Consider the following 15,801-nt stretch of genomic DNA (forward strand, 5'->3'; position numbering starts at 1 on the left):
CTTACATTGTGCTGGAACTTCGAGATAGCCATGAAACTCGACAAAATTGACTTGAAGATCCTTGCCGCGCTCCAGAGGGACGGCCGGATGACCAAGATTCGGCTCGCTGAGGCTGTCAATCTGTCTCCCACGGCATGCTGGGAGCGCCTGAGCCGCCTAGAGAAGAGTGGGGTGATTGCCGGGTATACGGCGCGCATCAATACGGACAAATTGGCCCGCCGAACCGCCGTCCTCGTAGAAATCATGCTGAGGAGCCATCAGCAGTCCGATTTCGACCGCTTCGAGGAGGCGATTCTCAAGGAGCCTGCGATCATCTCCTGTGACGCGACCGGCGGCGGTGTCGATTATATTCTCAAGATCGTATCCGAAGACATCGATGCCTATCAGAGGTTGATCGACAAACTGTTGCGGCTTGATCTCGGGATCGAGCGGTATTTCACGTACGTGATAACGAAGAACGTGAAGACCGCCGACCCGCTCTCGAGTCTTGCAATCGAAAATGCTATCTGACCGGATTCAGGAACGAACTTGGCGAGGATGTTCAAGGGGGCTGTTGTATTGACCTTGGCAGCCTAGGAGAGGGGGCCAGCCAAGGAATTGCCCGGTTGTCTCTGTTCAAGCGCCGCCGCTTTCCAGTCGAGATCACTCTGTTGTGCGTGCGCCGGTACTGCAAGTACGGGATCAGCTACTGCGATCTCGCCGAGATGATGCAGGTGCTGGGCGTCGAGGTCGACCCATCCACGATCTTTCGGTGGGTGCAGCGCTACCCTCCGGAGATGGCGAAGCGGATCCGTTCATATCAAGGTCATCGCTTTGCCTCCTAGTACTTGTTTCGGGCTGCCGACAAGCATGGCCAGCTGGTCGGCTTCATGCTGTCCGATATGGAACGTAGGCTGCATGGGCTCGTCCTCGAAGCCGGGGCAGGATTGGCATCGCGTCGCAACCCGACACGCAGCGTCCTTTTTCCTGGATCATGCTTGCACGTCCGAAAAACTCCGCCAGATACTCAGTCGGGAAGGGTCTGTCGGCCGAAAAGCGGAAGGATCGGATGGCTGCGATATATACCGACTTGGAGGGCAAGGTCGTCCTCGTCACCGGCGGCGGTTCCGGCATCGGCGAAGCGATCGTTCGCCGCTTCGCCGAGCAGAAATGCAGGGTTGCCTTCATCGATATTGCCCGTGACGGATCGGAGCGGCTCATCCGCGAGTTGACGGATCGAGGCCTCGACGTGCACTTCGAATATGCCGACCTGACCGACATCGTAGCCCTGCGCGCCGCGATCGGCCGGATCAGGAATGGACTGGGTGCCATTCAGATCCTCATCAACAATGCGGCTCACGACGAACGCCACCCCACGCCGGAGGTCACGCCCGAGTACTGGGACGACCGCATTGCCGTAAACCTCAAACATCAGTTCTTCGCCGCCCAGGCCGTCCTGCCGGATATGCAGGCCGCGAACAGCGGCGTCATCATCAATTTTGGGTCGGTCTCCTGGATGGCGGGCCAAGGCGGCATGGCCGCTTACACGGCGGCCAAATCCGCTGTCCTTGGGCTCACCCGCTCGCTCGCCCGCGACTACGGTCCCTACAATATTCGCGTGAACGCCATCGCGCCGGGCTGGATCATGACGCAACGCCAGATCGAAAAATGGCTGACACCAGAAAGCGAGCGGGAATTGCTGCAGCGTCAGTGCCTGAAGCGGAAGCTCGTCCCGGACGAGATCGCAAGGTTCACGGTCTTCCTTGCCTCGGACGAGGCCTCGGCCTGCACCAACCAGCAATATATCGTCGATGGCGGCTGGGTCTGACCGATATCCGTGAAGCCCCCACAAGCCGCATCGCATCGACGGTCGGTGCCCGCGGAGGTGACGGCAGGCCGATGCTCTTTCTCTGAGCGGGCGCACCGTTCGGCGCGGCCCTTCGGTTCGGCAGGATGCGCTAGGAGCATTCTCCGCCTCCGGCACAAGGGAAACTGCGTGGCCGAAATCGTTGGGAATTAAGTATTAGAGAACTAAGCTATATCCTGTCGTGCCATGGGCCGCTGACGAAAGGGCTTTACCGTTCCCAACAGAACTGCAATCCTCCGCTGAAGAGATGCCGAAAAGGCAGCCCGGTTCGCGTTGAGAACCGATCGAGGGAGGATGTATGGCGCTCCTCGAGCTTCAGGGTATTGCCAAGCATTTCGGTGCCATCGAGGCATTGAAAGGCATCGATCTCTCCGTCGATGCCGGCGAGGTGGTTGGCCTCATGGGCGACAACGGCGCCGGCAAATCCACTCTCGTGCGGGTTATTGCCGGGAATTTCCGCCCCTCTGAGGGCGAGATTCGGATAGAGGGTCAGGTCAAGCACTTCCATAAACCGGTCGATGCCCGTGCCGAGGGCATCGAGGTCGTGTATCAGGACCTCGCCCTGTGCGACAATCTCACGGCCGCTGCCAACGTTTTCCTCGGCCGGGAATTGAAGCGCCAGATCGGGCCGCTCAAGATCCTCGATTATCCGGCCATGTATGCTCGCGTCGCCGGGCTGTTCAAAGAGCTGAAATCGGAGACGCGCCCCCGCGATCTGGTCAAGCAGATGTCGGGCGGCCAGCGCCAGGCCGTGGCCATCGCACGAACGCGCCTGTCGGACGCGCGCATCGTGCTCATGGACGAGCCGACGGCGGCGATCAGCGTGCGGCAGGTTGCCGAGGTGCTCGATCTGATTCGGCGTCTGAGGGACAAAGGCATCGCTGTCATGCTGATCAGCCATCGCATGCCGGACGTGTTCGCCGTTTGCGATCGTATCGCTGTCATCCGCAGAGGCACGAAGGTCGCAGACAAACCTGTCGACAAAACCTCTCCTGAAGAGGTCACCGGCCTCATCACAGGAGCCATTCACGCAGTATAACCCCGAGGACCTATGACGACCGTTCCCACTCGCCCCCTCCAGAGCAGCGTCGCGATTGAGGATATTACGGGCCTCAAGGAACGGAGCCTTGGTCAAAGGCTGCTCTCAAGCCAGCCCTTCTGGGTCACGATTGCGCTCATCATCATCTGTGCCGTCATGGCGTGGGATCAGCCCGATGCTTTTGCCACGTCCGACAACTTCTTCAACATCACTCGCAATTTCGCCTTCATCGGTATCATGGCCGTCGGCATGACGGCCGTGATCCTCACTGGCGGCATCGATCTATCCGTCGGCTCTTTGATGGGTCTCGTGGGCGTGGTCTGCGGCCTCATCCTCCAGGCCGAGTATCACTGGGCCGTTGCGATCCTGGCAGGACTTCTCACAGGCGCGGCCGCAGGAGCGGTGAACGGTTTTCTCGTCGCCTATGTCGGGCTTCCAGCCTTCGTCGTCACACTGGGCATGCTCTCGGCAGCCAGATCTCTCGCAATCGTTTTGTCCGAGAACAGGATGATCTATGAATTCGGGCCATGGGGAGAGACGTTCAACGCTATCGGGGGTGACTCGATTCTCGGCATCGCCAATCCCGTCTGGGTGTTGGCGATCCTGGCACTCACCTTTGGCTTTATTTTCAACTTCACGGCCTGGGGCAACTATCTCTACGCCATTGGCAGCAATGAGGATGCCGCCCGTCTGACCGGCGTTCCGGTCCGGCGCGTGAAGCTGCAGGCCTACATCGTCTCGGGCCTTACGGCAGGGCTCGCATCCGTCCTGATCGTCGGCTGGCAGGGTTCGGCCATCAACGCTCTTGGACAAGGCTATGAACTGCGCGTCATTGCATCGACCGTCATCGGCGGGGCCGATCTCATGGGCGGTCAGGGTGGCGCTTACGGCGCCGTTATCGGTGCGGCACTGATCGAAGTCATTCGCAACTCCCTTCTCATGGCAGGCGTCGATGCCAACTGGCAGGGCGCCTTTGTCGGCCTCTTCATCGTGTTGGCGGTTCTGCTCCAGCGGATCCGCGGCAAACGTTCGGCTTGAGCACAATGCCGGGCGATCATAACCACAGGAGGACATCAATGAGGATTCTAACCTTAGGCGTGGCGGCTGCCGCTCTCCTTGCGCTGGGCGCCGGCGCTCAGGCGCAGGGGAAGAAATACACCTTCGCACTCGTGCCTAAGAACATGAACAACCCGTTCTTCGATCAGGCCCGCGACGGTTGCAAGAAAGCCGAGAAGGAATCGAACGGCGCAATCGAGTGCATGTATATCGGCCCCGGCGAACATGGCGGCGGCGATGAGCAGGTTCAGGTCGTCAACGACTTGATCACGAAGAAAGTTGACGGCATCGCTGTCTCCCCCTCGAACGCAGCCGCGATGGCGAGAGCTCTCGAAGGCGCGAAGAAGGCCGGCATCCCGGTTCTGACCTGGGACTCCGACCTTCTCGACAAGGATAAGGCCCTGCGCACGGCCTATGTCGGAACCTACAACTATGACATTGGCGTGAACCTCGCCAAGCTCGCCCAGCAGCTCAAGCCGCAGGGGGGAACGATTTGCATCCAGTCTGGCGGCGCAGCCGCGGCCAACCACAACGAGCGCATGCAGGGGATCCGGGATACGCTGTCCGGAGCGAAGTCGAGCGCGGCTCCAGGCACGAAGCTGACAGGCCAGAACGGTTGGCGCGAGATCGACGGCTGCCCGCTCTACACGGATGACGACTTCCCGCGGGCCGTTCAGCAGATGGAGGACATTCTCGGCAAGAACCCGCAACTCGATGCCTTCATTCCGACGGGTGGTTTCCCGCAGTTCATTCCGCAGGCCTATCGCCGGGTTGCCGAAAAATACAAGGACCGCATCGACAACGGCTCGCTCGCGCTGGTCGTCGCCGACACGCTCCCGGTCCAGATGGACCTTATGAAGGCGGGACTCTCCAAGGGACAGGTTGGTCAGCGTCCATTCGAGATGGGCTACAAGACCATGCTGTTCCTGAAGGACATGAAGGACGGTAAGCCTGCGCCGAAGGATCCGACTTATACCGGTCTCGATGTCTGCACCCCGCAGAACGCGGCAACCTGCATCGGTGGCTCCGGAACCTAGGACATCATATTTTGACGGCGAGGTGGATCTAGTCCGCCGCAACCTGAGAAATGCGCCTCCGAACCCACGTTCGGAGGTGTTCTTCTTTGTCTGTCATGATGGGCGGACGACGCCTTTCTTCAGGATGATGTTACCGGAGAGCCTGGCCTTGTTACGGGAAACGGCTGCAGGCTGATGCACGGTAGGGTGGGTAGGGAATGCAGCCGATCTCCTATGCTCGCCATCAGTTTCCACCCGAGGTCATCCGGTAGGCCGTCTGGCTCTACTTGCGCTTCACTCTCAGCTACCGTGATGCAGAGGAATTCCTGGCCGAGCGCGGACTGGATCTATCCTATGAGACAGTCCGGCGGCGGGTCCATAAGTTCGAACCTGCTTTCACCCGCAATCTGCGCCGACTGCGTCCTCAACCGACCGGTACGTGGCATCTGGATGAGATGGTGGTCTCTATTCAGGACAGAAGCGACTCGTCAATGGCGCATTGCGGCCTCAGCAGAATAACAAGATCCAATGCGCCCTCGGTTGCGGCTGGAGTCAGGTTCCCATGACAAGGCCGATGCTGCAATTCGTCATGGTATTTCGCTGGAGGCGAAATTCATGATACCTATTCAGGAACGCCCGCCTTGCGAAGGCCCTCAACGAACACCTCACAGTGCGCGAATTTGTGCAGATGCCTGCGGACTAAGCTCAGGCTCAGCGGCGGGTCCATTCGGTCTCGAACAGCAATTAACTCCTTAGCCTCTTCAATTAACCCTAGATGGCCGCAGCAGCTAATCAGGGTATTGAAGGGCCCGGTATAGTCTGTGAAACCGGAAACGGATGCTCTGAGAAAAGGGAGTGCCTCTTCGAATCGACGCGCACCCAAGAGGGCAAGGCCATGGGTGGTCGTATAGAACCCGGAGAAACTGTCGAGCGGGCTCATGCGCAATGCCCACCCAGTTTCGACAATGGCCTCCTCGAACCGGCCTACTCTCAGGAGTGCCCAGCCGAGCGCTGTATGACCAAGTGCAAAGCTCGGGGTGAGCATCAGCGCGGTTTCGAGTTCCGCCAATGCTCGCTGATGCTGGCCGGCCGTGCTGAGGCCCAGTCCAGACACCATTCTGGCCCAAGGTTCGCTGGGATCGAGGGCAAGAGCATCCTGGGCGTGAATGGCTGCCTGCTCGTAACCTGCCTCCACGTCAGGCGCCCACAGGCACATGCATGCCCACCAAATGGCCCAGCTGAGGAGAGCATGGGCTCGTGCATAACGCGGCTCCAGACTAACGGCACGCCGCAGGAGCAACTGGGCCTCCTCATTCTGCGTCCGCTCCACCTTGTTGAGAAGAGTCATGGCCCGAACCACTAGCCCCCAGGCATCGATACTGTCCGGTTGCTCCGTTGACGCGCGAAATCCTTCCTCGGCATAAAGGTGCGGCTCTACGGCAGCAACGACACGCTCTGCAATGTCATCTTGAACGGCAAAGATGTCCTGCATGTCGCGGTCATACTTCTCGGCCCAGATATGCTTGCCTGACGTCGCATCAATAAGCTGACCGGTGACACGAATGCGCGAACCGGCGGTTCGGACGCTACCCTCCAAGACGTAACGGACCCCGAGATCATGCGCGACCTGTCGGATATCCACGGCCGTGCCCTTGTAGACAAACGTGGAGTTCCGGGCGGTGACGAACAGCCAGCGCAGACGTGCAAGGGCGGTGATGATGTCCTCGGAGATGCCGTCCGCGAGAAAGTCCTGCTCAGGATCCATGCCCATGTTCACAAAGGGCAAGACAGCGATTGATGGCTTGTCGAGGGGCTTCAAGTCTGCGGCTTTAGGGGAGTGACGGGCCGTGTCGTTCGGTAACCGGAACGATCCACCGACTATAGGTCGCAGGGAAAGTTGCGTCTGGCTCTCAACGATCGATAGGGTCTTATCGGAGAAGCGTCCTGTCAGCAGTTTGTCGACTGTCGACTTGCCCAACTTCGTTTTGAACGCGAACTGCTCGCGCGACATGCGTTCACGCGCGATGTAGTCCCTGATCACTGCCGCAATCTGTTTCCTGTCGTTCAGCATCACCCCGCCTGTCCGTGAACTCCCAGAAATTGGCCGGGAAACTTCCGGAAAATACAGACAACTTCCGATAAGAGCCACGGAAGAAAATGCTCGCTACAACTGCCGCATTGTCAAGGAGGCGAGCGAGGAAAGTCTTCTTAGTGCAAGGCTGATCAAGGCGCGCCCTGTTGGACCAGACATGAGGAGATGACAATGTTCGATCATATCGTACAAACAAGCGAGGCATTGAGAACGGCTGCGGAGCGAGTCGCAGAGACGCTGATCCCAGCGCTTTGCGGCTGCGAGGCATGCGGGACTAAGAAACTGATTGCAGCTCCCTCGATCGGTACCTGCGCTGACTGTGGAACTGAACTGACGGTGCTCGAGTCCAACACGGCATTGAGAGCTTTCGGGCAGGAGCCGAATACGGTGTCACCGTATGCAGCGTAACGGTCTTTCAAGCAGGTCCGGCAACCCGAGCACATAGGCCGTATCAGCACCAGAGACGTGAATTACGCTGAGATCAACAAACAGATGATCGAAGCTCACGAACGGTCAATGCTCCGTCGGTCGGATGGCCTCTGCGATCAGAGTTGCCTCGGTCATCCTCCAGGATAATATATCACGGCAATTAGAAGTAGTACGCGTGAATGAAAATCATTATTCCCAGTTGATGTCAACTATGTGCTCCTGTTTTATAAGTAATGGCTTCATTCTAGAAGGATAATAAGCTGTGATCAATCTGTCCAATCTCTTTTTGCGCGCGGCTCTCGTCTTTCTCGGAACGGGGGTTTCCATGGGTATATTTATGTCCCTGTTGCAAGATTTTACGATTAGGCCTGTGCATGTGCATGTGAATCTGCTTGGTTGGGTCGGCTTCTTTCTCTACGCTTCGTTCTATCGTTTCTTTCCACACACCGCCGGGACCCGGCTTTCATGGACCCATTTCTGGACTGCCGTCATCGGCCTTCCTGCAATGATGGTTGGGCTTACCCTCGTCGTCTTTGGTCACATGGGTTTGGGTTTGCCTCTTTTACTTGGCGGGGAACTCGTGACTATGATCTCGGTCGCACTCTTTATCTATATTGGATTTATGGCAACGAAGGCTGACTTGGTCCAAACACATCGCGAGAGCTTCGCCCCAGCAGAGTAATCAGATGAGAGTTTGCTTTGAAAAGTGTTGTTAGCACTGTAACGGGACTTGCCCCGCGTCGCCAGCCTATGAGGCTCCAGACACACCGCCCACAGGTTTGGGAGCTTCGCCTCGTCGACGATTGGCGAAATTGCGCTCACTGATGATGGTAGTGCTCTCTGGCTCGTTGGGACCCGCGATGCAGTCTCCTGCCGAAGCGTTTTGACGCAACAGCCAATCGACCGGCTCTATCAATCCCGGGTTTGGCCACGACTATCGTGGCAAGATCAGCCTTCTACCGCCGATCCAGTGCGGCAGCCCAAGCCGGCCAGCACGAACTCCGTCATTTGATCCAAGGATGGGCCGGGTTCTCCAGCGCACTGCACGAGGAGTGCCGGATGACAGAAGCGAATCAGGGCAACCAGCACGCACCGCGACGCCACCACCGGATCGGCGGACGTGAACTCACCGGCGGCGATCCCCTCCTCGACGACCCGTTGGAAGATCGCGCTCTTTCGCTCAAGATGGCCGTGGACAACCTGCCAGCTCTCGCTCAGCGCCCGCTCCACCATTTCATGCATGCGCAATTCATCGGTGTACAGGACCGCAGTCATCCGATGCATGGTCGCGATCATGTCTCGCAACCGGTCTGCCGCCGGAATTTTTTGACGTGCGATCGCTTCGATTGCCTCTTCGACCTCGCGCATTAGGCGCTCGGCGACCGCCTCGTTAATCGCCTTCTTGGAGTCGTAAAAGCGGTACACGTTCGCCGGGCTCATTCGGAGCGCCTTCGCGATGTCGGCTACGGTGGTTTTCTGATAGCCGATCTGCCGGAAAAGCCGCTCGGCCGTCTCGACGATACGACAGCGGGTGTCAGGCTCAGCCGAAGTGCGAACAGCATCAGCATCCATGGACTAAACCTATGATAAAATTCATCATTCGTCAATGAATGGCTTAGTGCACGGCTCCCATCCTCGCAGCGAGCCTACTCAGCGGCAATCGGCAGCGAGGGCTGCCTATCCAATTCTTCTGATCGACCCATCCCAGATTCCTCGGCCGAGCGGTTTCCGGCGCCACGCTCGTCGAGGTGGTTGCGGAACCACAGCGCATAGAGCGCCGGCAGGAAGAGCAGGGTCAGGAAGGTAGCGACAAACAGACCTCCCATGATGGTGACGGCCATAGGCCCCCAGAACGCCGACGAGGAGAGCGGGATCATCGCCAGGATCGCCGCCAGTCCGGTGAGCACCACCGGGCGCGCCCGACGTACCGTTGCTTCGACGATGGCCTCGCGCCGGGTTGCACCCTGCGCCACGTCCATCTCGATCTGATCGACCAGGATTACGGTGTTGCGCATGATCATGCCGGCCAGCGCGATCAAGCCGAGCAGCGCCACGAAGCCGAAGGGCCGGCTCGCCAAGTTGAGTGCGAGCGCCGCGCCGATCAGGCCAAGCGGCGCGGTCAGGAAAACCAGGAGCAGACGCGAGAAGCTCTGAAGCTGGATCATCAGCAGCGTCAGCATCACTCCAATCATCAGCGGGAACAGCGCATAGATGGACGCATTGCCTTTCGCCGACTCCTCCACTGCACCGCCGATCTCGAAACGATAGCCGGGCTCAAGCCGGTCACGGATCCCGGCTAGTGTCGGCCAGATCTGGCTCGTCGCATCCGGCGGCTGGACGCCATCGACCACGTCGGCTCGAACTGTGATCGATAGATCGCGGTTACGCCGCCAAAGGATCGGCTCCTCATGGGCATACTCGATACGTCCGACTTGGGCGAGCGGCACCGCGAGCCCGTTGCGGGACACAATTGTAAGGTCGCCAATGCCACCGAGATCCAGGCGTTCCTGCTCTACTGTCCGGGCGACGACCTCCACCCGTTCGGTGCCGTCACGAACGGTGGTAATGGGGGTGCCAGACAGAAGCGTCTGCAGGGACTGCGATACGGTCTTCGGATCTAGCCCGAGCGCGCGGGCACGCTCCTGATCGACCACCAGCCACACTGATGGGACCAACTCGTTCCACTCAAGATGGGGATCGACCACGTTGGGGTTGGTCCGCATGACGTCGCGGACCTCGGATGCAATCTGGCGCACTGTCATCGCGTCCGGGCCGATGACGCGGAACTGAACCGGGAAGCCGACAGGCGGCCCGAAATTAAAGCGGTCGACTCGTACCCGCGCCGCGGCGAGGGCGCCCTGTGCCACTACCTCTTCGATGCGTGCCTTGACACGCTCGCGCGCCGGCACGTCCTTGGCGACTATCACGATCTCTGCGAAGGCTTCGTTGGGGAGCTGAGGGTTGAGGCCGAGCCAGAATCGTGGGGAGCCCTGACCGATATAGGTCGTATGCGTGAGGATATCGGGATCGTCGCCGAGGATTGCCTCCGCCTGTCGGGCCGTCTCGGCTGTGACGCCGATCGCCGTGCCTTCGGGCAGACGCATCTGAAAGAAAAGCTCGGGCCGTTCGGATAATGGGAAGAACTGCTGTTGAACCCGGCCGAAGGCAACGATCGAAGTCACGAAGATGCCGATCGTAGCCAATACCGTAAGTCCCCGCCGGTGAACGCAGGCCTGCACAATCCGGCGCAGGCCACGGTATATACGGGTCTCGTAAATCTCGTGCGGGTTCGCGTGCTGGGCGAGCGTCCCCGGTAGAAGCTTGACCCCTATGTAGGGGGTGAATATCACCGCCACCAACCAGGATGCGATCAGGGCGATTGCGACGACCCAGAAGATGCCGCCGGCATATTCTCCGACTGCCGAATTGGCGAAGCCGACCGGGAGGAAGCCCGCTGCGGTCACCAGCGTTCCGGTGAGCATCGGAAAAGCTGTCGAGGTCCAAGCGAAAGCCGCTGCGCGCATACGGTCCCAGCCCTGCTCGATCTTCACCATCATCATCTCGACGGCGATGATCGCATCGTCGACCAGCAGGCCGAGGGCTATGATCAGAGCACCCAGGGTGATGCGGTGGAGGTCGAGGCCGAGGACGCTCATCACAGCAAACGTGATCGCGAGCACAAGGGGGACGGAGAGCGCCACCACGATGCCGGTGCGCCAGCCCAGCGACACGAACGAGACGAGGAGCACGATTCCGAGGGCTTCGATGAACGAGTGCTCGAACTCGGTGATCGCGTGATCAACCACCTGCGGCTGGTCGGCGACCTGCTCGATGTCGATGCCCTGCGGCACCGCCCGCATGAAGGCGTCCTTGGCGGCATTCACATCGTGGCCGAAGGCGAGAATGTTCGCCCCCTTGGCCATGACAACTCCGAGACCGATCGCAGGATGGCCGCGCTGGCGCACCAGAAAGTCGGATGGGTCTTCGAAGCCACGGGTGATCGTCGCGATGTCCCCGAGGCGGAACACGCGCCCATCCGCCTCGACCGGGGTTTCGGCTACGGCCTTCGCCCCGTCAAGCGCGCCCGTCACGCGCACGGGGATCCGCTGGGCTCTTGTCTCGACTATGCCAGCGGGAACAACGGCATTCTGCCTCTGCAGCGACTCGAACAGAGCCTGTGGCGGTATGCCCAAGGTGGCCAGCTTGGCGTGGCTGAACTCAACATAGATGCGCTCTTCCTGCACGCCATAAAGGTTGACCTTCGTGACCCCAGGGACTTTCAGGAGTTGCTGACGCAGTCCCTCGGCGACCTTCTTGAGTTGTGCGAAGTCAGCGCCGTCGCCGGTCAGCATGTAGAGGAGCGAATCGACATCTCCATACTCGTCATTCACATTGGGGCCGATCAGATCGCTAGGCAGTTGGCCTCGGATGTCGTCAAGCTTCTTACGCAATTGATAGAAGAGCTGCGGCACGTCCCGAGCTGGAGTGTTGTCGCGAAGGCCGATATTCATCGCCACAAAGGCTGGCTTGCTGTAGGTGACAACCTCGTCAAGCCATGGCAGCTCCTGCAGCTTCTTCTCGATGGTATCCGCAACCTGGTCCTGCATCTCCTGCGCCGTTGCGCCCGGCCAAATCGCCGTCACGATCACGTTCTTGATGGTGAAGTTCGGATCTTCCGCGCGCCCGAGCGAGCGGAAAGAGAGTAGCCCGCCGAAGCTGATCGCGACGATGAGGAACAGGATGAGTGCCGGATGGTGCACGGCCCATTGAGACAGGTTGAACTGCTTCATGGCTGGCTCCGAAGGTTTAGAACTGCAGCGTCTCGACGATTCGGACCCGCTGGCCTGGATCGAGCTTCTGGACCCCTAGGATGACCACACGATCGCCGTCGCTCACTCCTTTAGTGACGAGCACATCGTGGGACTGGTAGGCCGCGACCGTGACTGGCCGCAGAGCCGGTCGTCCATCCGTGCCGACCACCCAAACGGCCGGGCCTCCGCCCTGGTTGTGGAGTGACGAGAGAGGCAGGCGCGCAACTTCCGTAGTTCCTGCCTCACCGATCGTAACCGTCGCCGTCATGCCGAACTGAACCGTTTCCTCGGCGCTCAGGATCGAGAATCGGGCCTGATACGTGCGGGTAGCCGGGTCGGCCGAGGGCGAAAGCTCGCGCAGAGTCGCCTGATAGCGCTTGTCCGGGTTTGACCAGAGAGCAATGGAGGCGGTGCCGGTTCGGACCGCAGCGATCTGAGCTTCCGGAATCGCGATCGCAGCTTCCTTCTCCGACAAGCGGGCGATGCGGATGGCGACCTTGTCGGTGTCGACCACCTGCCCCGGCTCGATCTGCGTGGCGGTAACAACACCGTCCAAATCGGCGGTCAGGGTTGCATACGAGAAAGCATTCTCAGCTAGCAATAGGGCGCGCTCGGCGCGGGCCAGGCGGCCTCGCGCGTCCTCGGTAATGGCTTGCTGGCGGTCGTAGGTTGCCGTCGTGGACCAGCCCTGTCCCCTCAGGGTGAGGATGCGCCGGAGTTCGGACTCAGCCTGCAGGAGCGCCGCGGTCGCAGCTTTCATCTCAGCTTCCGCCTGCTCCCGCTGAAGGCGCAGATCGGTCGCGTCGAGGGCGGCCAGCGCCTGACCTGCCTTGACCGTGTCGCCAACGGAGACAAGACGCCTGGCCACCTTCCCGGCAACGCGGAAGCCGAGATCGCTTTCGACACGGAGCCGGATGGTCGCGACAAAGGTCCGTTCCGGAGCCTGAGGCTCAAAAGCCACCGCCTGCACCAAGACCGGGCGATCAGATTTTACCGCTTCCTGGGGCTTTGCTTGGCAGGCAGCAAGCGTCGCGGCAAGACCAAGTGTGAGGATGGGCAGGGATGCGCGCATGGCATTCATCTCCGGTACGCCTTCTCCCGGCTAGGCGCTTGCCTGTGGGCGGATCCGAGCCAGCGCACCGCCGGAGCTCCCGCTTCAAATGGCTCAGGCGAAACCGAGGTATCGCCGGAAGTTGGGGACGGCATGACGGGATGAGGCGGCGTATCGTGGGGGTGTTCGAGCCTCCACTTCTCCACCAAAGGAGTGATACGCCTTGTCCGATCATAACGTCTTCAAGCTCGCCCAGCCAGGGAGCTTTACTGACTCTCTGACCGACATTCTGCGCGAGGGCGCCCGCGCCTTACTGGCCCAAGCCATTGAGGCCGAAGTCGCCGATTTCCTTGCCCAGCACGCCACGCTCAAGACCGAGAATGGCCTTCAGCGCCTCGTGCGCCACGGCTATCTGCCGCTCCGTGAGGTGTTGACCGGCATTGGTCCGGTCGGCGTGCGCCAGCCCCGGGTGCGCGACCGTCAGGTAGCCCCCGCCGAGCGGGTCCGCTTCAGGCCCGCGATCCTGCCGCCCTATGCCCGGCGCTCGAAGAGCCTAGAGGTGCTCATCCCGATCCTGTACCTCAAGGGTATCTCCACCGGCGACTTTGCCGAAGCGCTCTCGGCCTTGGTGGGCAAGGATGCGCCCGGGCTATCGGCCTCCACCATTGCCCGCCTGAAGCAGGTCTGGAGCGAGGACCATGCCCGCTGGCAGAAGCGCGATCTGTCGGCCAAGCGCTATGTCTATCTATGGGCGGACGGTATCCATCTGGAAGCACGCCTTGAAGATCAGGCGCAGTGCATCCTGGTCCTGATCGGGGCGACGCCGGAAGGCAAAAAGGAGTTGGTGGGCTTTACTGACGGCCTGCGCGAGAGCGCCCACTCCTGGCGCGACCTGCTGCTGGACCTGAGACGGCGGGGATTGGCGGTTGCACCGGAACTTGCGGTCGCCGATGGGGCTCTGGGCTTCTGGAAGGCATTGGGCGAAGTCTGGCCGACAACGTGCGAACAGCGGTGCTGGGTGCACAAGACAGCCAATGTTCTCAACAGGCTGCCGAAGAGCCTTCACGCCAAGGCCAAAACGGCGCTTCAGGCGATCTGGATGGCCGAGACCAAGAAGGACGCTGATGCGGCCTTCGACGCCTTCATAGAAACGTACCGCATCAAGTATGAGAAAGCGGTGGACTGCCTGGTCAAGGATCGCGATGTGCTCCTGGCCTTCTATGACTTCCCGGCCGAGCATTGGAAGCACCTGCGAACGACCAATCCGATTGAAAGTACGTTTGCAACTGTGCGGCACCGAACCATCCGCGCCAAGGGCTGTCTGTCGAACCAGACTGCGTTGGTGATGGTCTTCAAGCTGGTCGAGGGTGCTCAGACGGGCTGGCGACGCCTTGACGGCCCGAACCAGTTGCCAAAGCTGATCCAAGGTGTGAAGTTCGCTGACGGCATTGAGGTCGGTGCTTCCCAACCTGCATCGCAAGCTCAACCCGCCGCCTGATCGGTCAGGCCGTCACCAAAATCTGGCGTTATCTCCGAAACCTGAGACCTGACGAATGTCGACTTTCGTCACTTTATACTCGTCATGAGGGCAGATGGTCTGTGCGCCACCGCACGCGAGGAAGTCCCCGACACAGTCTGCAGTGCTGCCGCATCTGCGTGTTGTTATCGCGGGAATCGCTTAGCGCTCCCATATCACAGCGGTTGGAGAGGAGGGATCATCCTGTCCGTCGAATATATGACGAACCAGCTGGCAGCCTCTTCCAGGGAGCTGTCACTAACTCGGATAGGGCGGGTAAATGGATCGGGCCCTGCTGCAGTAACTGAGGTTGGTCATAGCACACCTACCGGAGTGGCCTCCTCATGCCCAAGACCAAACAACTCGTTCACAGACGGATTTCGCCCGCCGCACCCTGATGCCTTAGGATGCAGTGATGCTGACGGATCATTCGCATGACCTCAAATCCCTTCAGAGTGACAGGCGCCGTTCTCATCTTCTGAAACCCGCGTGTCGGTCAGGTCAGGCGTTTAAGAGCACCGTGATTCGTCTCAATAATGTTGCTGAGTCATTTTGACGTCCGATCGCCACTTGAGGCGCTAACGAGCCCTATGTCAGCGTCCTGCCCCGTTCTCACGTGAGGGACAGCAGACTTGATGAGCATGGCGCTGATGGGCGCGTGAGAACTCACTCGGAAAGATATCCTGGCTCAATACGAGAGCGGCCGTCTAAATCCGAGCACCGTTGCGGCGGTTATGCAGGTCAGTGAGTGCCTATCGGTCCATAAGTGTCGTAAGCAAAGTTCCGTTTTAGACGATAAAGAAGTCCTTGTGGGTGATATTCAAGTTCTTGGACAGCTTCGCAATCGCCCTCATGGGAGCATCGCCTGTGCCATCGGAATCGTAATAGAGATAGCCGGTCTTATCGTTGTAGATGACCCGATCATTCGCATCGTGCGCTTTCGAT

Annotated in this window: 11 protein-coding genes and 2 pseudogenes; 9 read left to right on the plus strand and 4 right to left on the minus strand. The window is 59.9% G+C overall.

Annotated features, from left to right (window positions below):
• The first annotated feature begins 30 nt into the window (after positions 1–30).
• From ACS5Q1_RS32135 to ACS5Q1_RS32165, 7 genes and pseudogenes are all read left to right on the plus strand, one after another.
• Positions 31–510 (plus strand): Lrp/AsnC family transcriptional regulator, encoded by a 480-nt coding sequence (locus ACS5Q1_RS32135; RefSeq protein WP_473102021.1) that lies wholly within the window; start codon positions 31–33, stop codon positions 508–510.
• 95 nt (positions 511–605) lie between these two features.
• Positions 606–800 (plus strand): annotated as a pseudogene (locus ACS5Q1_RS32140) (IS6 family transposase); the annotation flags it as partial.
• 248 nt (positions 801–1,048) lie between these two features.
• Positions 1,049–1,807, plus strand: a complete 759-nt coding sequence (locus ACS5Q1_RS32145) for an SDR family NAD(P)-dependent oxidoreductase (protein ID WP_473102022.1) — start codon at positions 1,049–1,051, stop codon at positions 1,805–1,807.
• Positions 1,808–2,144: 337 nt separating this feature from the next.
• Positions 2,145–2,885, plus strand: a complete 741-nt coding sequence (locus ACS5Q1_RS32150; RefSeq protein WP_473102023.1) for an ATP-binding cassette domain-containing protein — start codon at positions 2,145–2,147, stop codon at positions 2,883–2,885.
• A 12-nt stretch (positions 2,886–2,897) separates the two neighbouring features.
• Positions 2,898–3,923 (plus strand): ABC transporter permease, encoded by a 1,026-nt coding sequence (locus ACS5Q1_RS32155; protein WP_473102024.1) that lies wholly within the window; start codon positions 2,898–2,900, stop codon positions 3,921–3,923.
• A gap of 38 nt (positions 3,924–3,961) precedes the next feature.
• Positions 3,962–4,978: a sugar-binding protein gene (locus tag ACS5Q1_RS32160; protein ID WP_473102025.1), complete on the plus strand. Its 1,017-nt coding sequence runs from the start codon at positions 3,962–3,964 to the stop codon at positions 4,976–4,978.
• A gap of 197 nt (positions 4,979–5,175) precedes the next feature.
• A pseudogene (locus ACS5Q1_RS32165) lies at positions 5,176–5,439 on the plus strand (IS6 family transposase); the annotation flags it as partial.
• A gap of 140 nt (positions 5,440–5,579) precedes the next feature.
• On the opposite strand, the gene ACS5Q1_RS32170 reads toward ACS5Q1_RS32165, so the two are convergent.
• A complete protein-coding gene (locus ACS5Q1_RS32170; RefSeq protein ID WP_473102026.1) occupies positions 5,580–7,106 on the minus strand; it encodes a tetratricopeptide repeat protein in 1,527 nt (508 codons plus the stop codon).
• A gap of 634 nt (positions 7,107–7,740) precedes the next feature.
• Here ACS5Q1_RS32170 and ACS5Q1_RS32175 point away from each other — a divergent pair.
• Entirely contained in the window at positions 7,741–8,160 is a 420-nt protein-coding gene (locus tag ACS5Q1_RS32175) for a hypothetical protein (RefSeq protein WP_473102027.1), read from the plus strand.
• 266 nt (positions 8,161–8,426) lie between these two features.
• On the opposite strand, the gene ACS5Q1_RS32180 is transcribed toward ACS5Q1_RS32175, so the two are convergent.
• The 3 genes from ACS5Q1_RS32180 to ACS5Q1_RS32190 form a co-directional block, all read right to left on the minus strand.
• Entirely contained in the window at positions 8,427–9,050 is a 624-nt protein-coding gene (locus ACS5Q1_RS32180; RefSeq protein WP_473102028.1) for a TetR/AcrR family transcriptional regulator, read from the minus strand.
• A gap of 74 nt (positions 9,051–9,124) precedes the next feature.
• The gene (locus tag ACS5Q1_RS32185; protein WP_473102029.1) at positions 9,125–12,268 is read right to left on the minus strand and encodes an efflux RND transporter permease subunit; all 3,144 of its coding nucleotides are present in this window, start codon (positions 12,266–12,268) and stop codon (positions 9,125–9,127) included.
• A 16-nt stretch (positions 12,269–12,284) separates the two neighbouring features.
• A complete protein-coding gene (locus tag ACS5Q1_RS32190; protein ID WP_473102030.1) occupies positions 12,285–13,361 on the minus strand; it encodes an efflux RND transporter periplasmic adaptor subunit in 1,077 nt (358 codons plus the stop codon).
• A gap of 202 nt (positions 13,362–13,563) precedes the next feature.
• On the opposite strand from ACS5Q1_RS32190, the gene ACS5Q1_RS32195 reads away from it, so the two are divergent.
• Positions 13,564–14,838 carry an IS256 family transposase gene (locus ACS5Q1_RS32195; RefSeq protein WP_473102031.1) on the plus strand — a complete coding sequence of 425 codons (1,275 nt, stop codon included), beginning with the start codon at positions 13,564–13,566 and terminating at the stop codon, positions 14,836–14,838.
• Positions 14,839–15,801 lie beyond the last annotated feature (963 nt).

The sequence above is a fragment of the Microvirga sp. GN3 genome, from assembly GCF_055792825.1.

Excerpts from the sequence above, each read along its gene's own strand:
- ACS5Q1_RS32135 (WP_473102021.1), top strand. The coding sequence starts at position 31 with ATGAAACTCGACAAAATTGACTTGAAGATCCTTGCCGCGCTCCAGAGG.
- ACS5Q1_RS32145 (WP_473102022.1), top strand. The coding sequence starts at position 1,049 with ATGGCTGCGATATATACCGACTTGGAGGGCAAGGTCGTCCTCGTCACC.
- ACS5Q1_RS32150 (WP_473102023.1), top strand. The coding sequence starts at position 2,145 with ATGGCGCTCCTCGAGCTTCAGGGTATTGCCAAGCATTTCGGTGCCATC.
- ACS5Q1_RS32155 (WP_473102024.1), top strand. The coding sequence starts at position 2,898 with ATGACGACCGTTCCCACTCGCCCCCTCCAGAGCAGCGTCGCGATTGAG.
- ACS5Q1_RS32160 (WP_473102025.1), top strand. The coding sequence starts at position 3,962 with ATGAGGATTCTAACCTTAGGCGTGGCGGCTGCCGCTCTCCTTGCGCTG.
- ACS5Q1_RS32180 (WP_473102028.1), bottom strand. The coding sequence starts at position 9,050 with ATGGATGCTGATGCTGTTCGCACTTCGGCTGAGCCTGACACCCGCTGT.
- ACS5Q1_RS32185 (WP_473102029.1), bottom strand. The coding sequence starts at position 12,268 with ATGAAGCAGTTCAACCTGTCTCAATGGGCCGTGCACCATCCGGCACTC.
- ACS5Q1_RS32190 (WP_473102030.1), bottom strand. The coding sequence starts at position 13,361 with ATGCGCGCATCCCTGCCCATCCTCACACTTGGTCTTGCCGCGACGCTT.